Source organism: Streptosporangium heterodermiicola, from assembly GCF_051390675.1.
Lineage (GTDB): Bacteria > Actinomycetota > Actinomycetes > Streptosporangiales > Streptosporangiaceae > Streptosporangium.
Window position 1 is genome coordinate 1 of the sequence record NZ_JBPJSR010000063.1, and the last position, 2,493, is coordinate 2,493.

1 rRNA gene is annotated in these 2,493 nt (G+C 56.6%); it reads left to right on the plus strand.

Features of this window, described 5'->3' with window-relative positions:
- Nucleotides 1-2,486, plus strand: a 23S ribosomal RNA gene (locus ACSC1Q_RS42875); the annotation flags it as partial.
- Nucleotides 2,487-2,493 lie beyond the last annotated feature (7 nt).

Below are 2,493 nucleotides of genomic sequence, written 5' to 3' on the forward strand. Positions count from 1 at the left end.
TTGTTTGTGATGTGACTGCGTGCCTTTTGAAGAATGAGCCTGCGAGTTATGGTGTGTGGCGAGGTTAACCCGTGTGGGGGAGCCGTAGCGAAAGCGAGTCTGAATAGGGCGTTTGAGTCGCATGCTGTAGACCCGAAGCGGAGTGATCTAGGCATGGGCAGGTTGAAGCGCGGGTAAGACCGCGTGGAGGACCGAACCCACCAGGGTTGAAAACCTGGGGGATGACCTGTGTTTAGGGGTGAAAGGCCAATCAAACTCCGTGATAGCTGGTTCTCCCCGAAATGCATTTAGGTGCAGCGTTACGTGTTTCTTGCCGGAGGTAGAGCACTGGATGGCTAATGGGCCCGACAAGGTTACTGACGTCAGCCAAACTCCGAATGCCGGTAAGTGAGAGCGTAGCAGTGAGACTGCGGGGGATAAGCTCCGTAGTCGAGAGGGAAACAGCCCAGACCACCGACTAAGGCCCCTAAGCGTGTGCTAAGTGGGAAAGGATGTGGAGTCGCAGTGACAACCAGGAGGTTGGCTTAGAAGCAGCCACCCTTGAAAGAGTGCGTAATAGCTCACTGGTCAAGTGATTCTGCGCCGACAATGTAGCGGGGCTCAAGTACACCGCCGAAGTCGTGGCATTCACACTTTAACCCGGCAGCTTGTCTGTCTAGGTGTGTGGATGGGTAGGGGAGCGTCGTGCGGCCGGGGAAGCAGCGGAGTGATCCAGCTGTGGAGGCTGTGCGAGTGAGAATGCAGGCATGAGTAGCGAATCAGAAGTGAGAAACTTCTGCGCCGGATGACCAAGGGTTCCTGGGGCAGGCTAATCCGCCCAGGGTAAGTCGGGACCTAAGGCGAGGCCGACAGGCGTAGTCGATGGACAACGGGTTGATATTCCCGTACCCGCTACGATGCGCCAATACTGAATCCAGTGATACTAAGGGTCCTTAACCCCTCCGAGCCTTCGGGTTTGGGGTGAGGGTGAACGCCTGGCCTGAACTGGTAGTAGGTAAGCGATGGGGTGACGCAGGAAGGTAGCCCAGCCCAGGCGATGGTAGTCCTGGGGTAAGCATGTAGGGAGAACCGTAGGTAAATCCGCGGTTCACGTATCCTGAGATGTGATGCCGAGCCGATTGTGGCGAAGTGGGTGATCCTATGCTGCCGAGAAAAGCCTCTAGTGAGTGTCGTGGCGGCCCGTACCCTAAACCGACTCAGGTGGTCAGGTAGAGAATACTAAGGCGATCGGGTGAACTGTGGTTAAGGAACTCGGCAAATTGCCCCCGTAACTTCGGGAGAAGGGGGGCCTTCGCTGGTGACGAACCTTTGCGTTCTGAGCTGGTGGGGGTCGCAGAGGCCAGGGGGAAGCGACTGTTTACTAAAAACACAGGTCCGTGCGAAGTCGTAAGACGATGTATACGGACTGACGCCTGCCCGGTGCTGGAACGTTAAGGGGACCGGTTAGTCGCACGTGTGTGGCGAAGCTGAGAACTTAAGCGCCAGTAAACGGCGGTGGTAACTATAACCATCCTAAGGTAGCGAAATTCCTTGTCGGGTAAGTTCCGACCTGCACGAATGGCGTAACGACTTCCCCGCTGTCTCAACCGCAGACCCGGCGAAATTGCACTACGAGTAAAGATGCTCGTTACGCGCAGCAGGACGGAAAGACCCCGGGACCTTCACTATAGCTTGACATTGGCGTTTGGAACGTCTTGTGTAGGATAGGTGGGAGACGGTGAAGCTGTCACGCTAGTGGTGGTGGAGTCATTGGTGAAATACCACTCTGGTCGTTTTGAACGTCTAACTTCGGTCCGTGATCCGGATCAGGGACAGTGTCTGGTGGGTAGTTTAACTGGGGCGGTTGCCTCCTAAAGAGTAACGGAGGCGCCCAAAGGTTCCCTCAGCCTGGTTGGCAATCAGGTGTCGAGTGTAAGTGCACAAGGGAGCTTGACTGTGAGACCGACGGGTCGAGCAGGAGCGAAAGCTGGGACTAGTGATCCGGCGGTGGCATGTGGAAGCGCCGTCGCTCAACGGCTAAAAGGTACCCCGGGGATAACAGGCTGATCTTCCCCAAGAGTCCATATCGACGGGATGGTTTGGCACCTCGATGTCGGCTCGTCGCATCCTGGGGCTGGAGTAGGTCCCAAGGGTTGGGCTGTTCGCCCATTAAAGCGGTACGCGAGCTGGGTTTAGAACGTCGCGAGACAGTTCGGTCCCTATCCGCTGCGCGCGCAGGAGACTTGAAAGGAGCTGTCCCTAGTACGAGAGGACCGGGACGGACGAACCTCTGGTGTGCCAGTTGTTCCGCCAGGAGCACGGCTGGTTGGCTACGTTCGGAAGGGATAACCGCTGAAAGCATCTAAGCGGGAAGCTCGCCTTGAGATGAGGTCTCCCACCATGAGAGTGGGTAAGGCTCCCGGTAGACGACCGGGTTGATAGGCTGGAAGTGGAAGCGCAGTAATGTGTGGAGCTGACCAGTACTAATAGGCCGAGGACTTGACCACAAAGCAT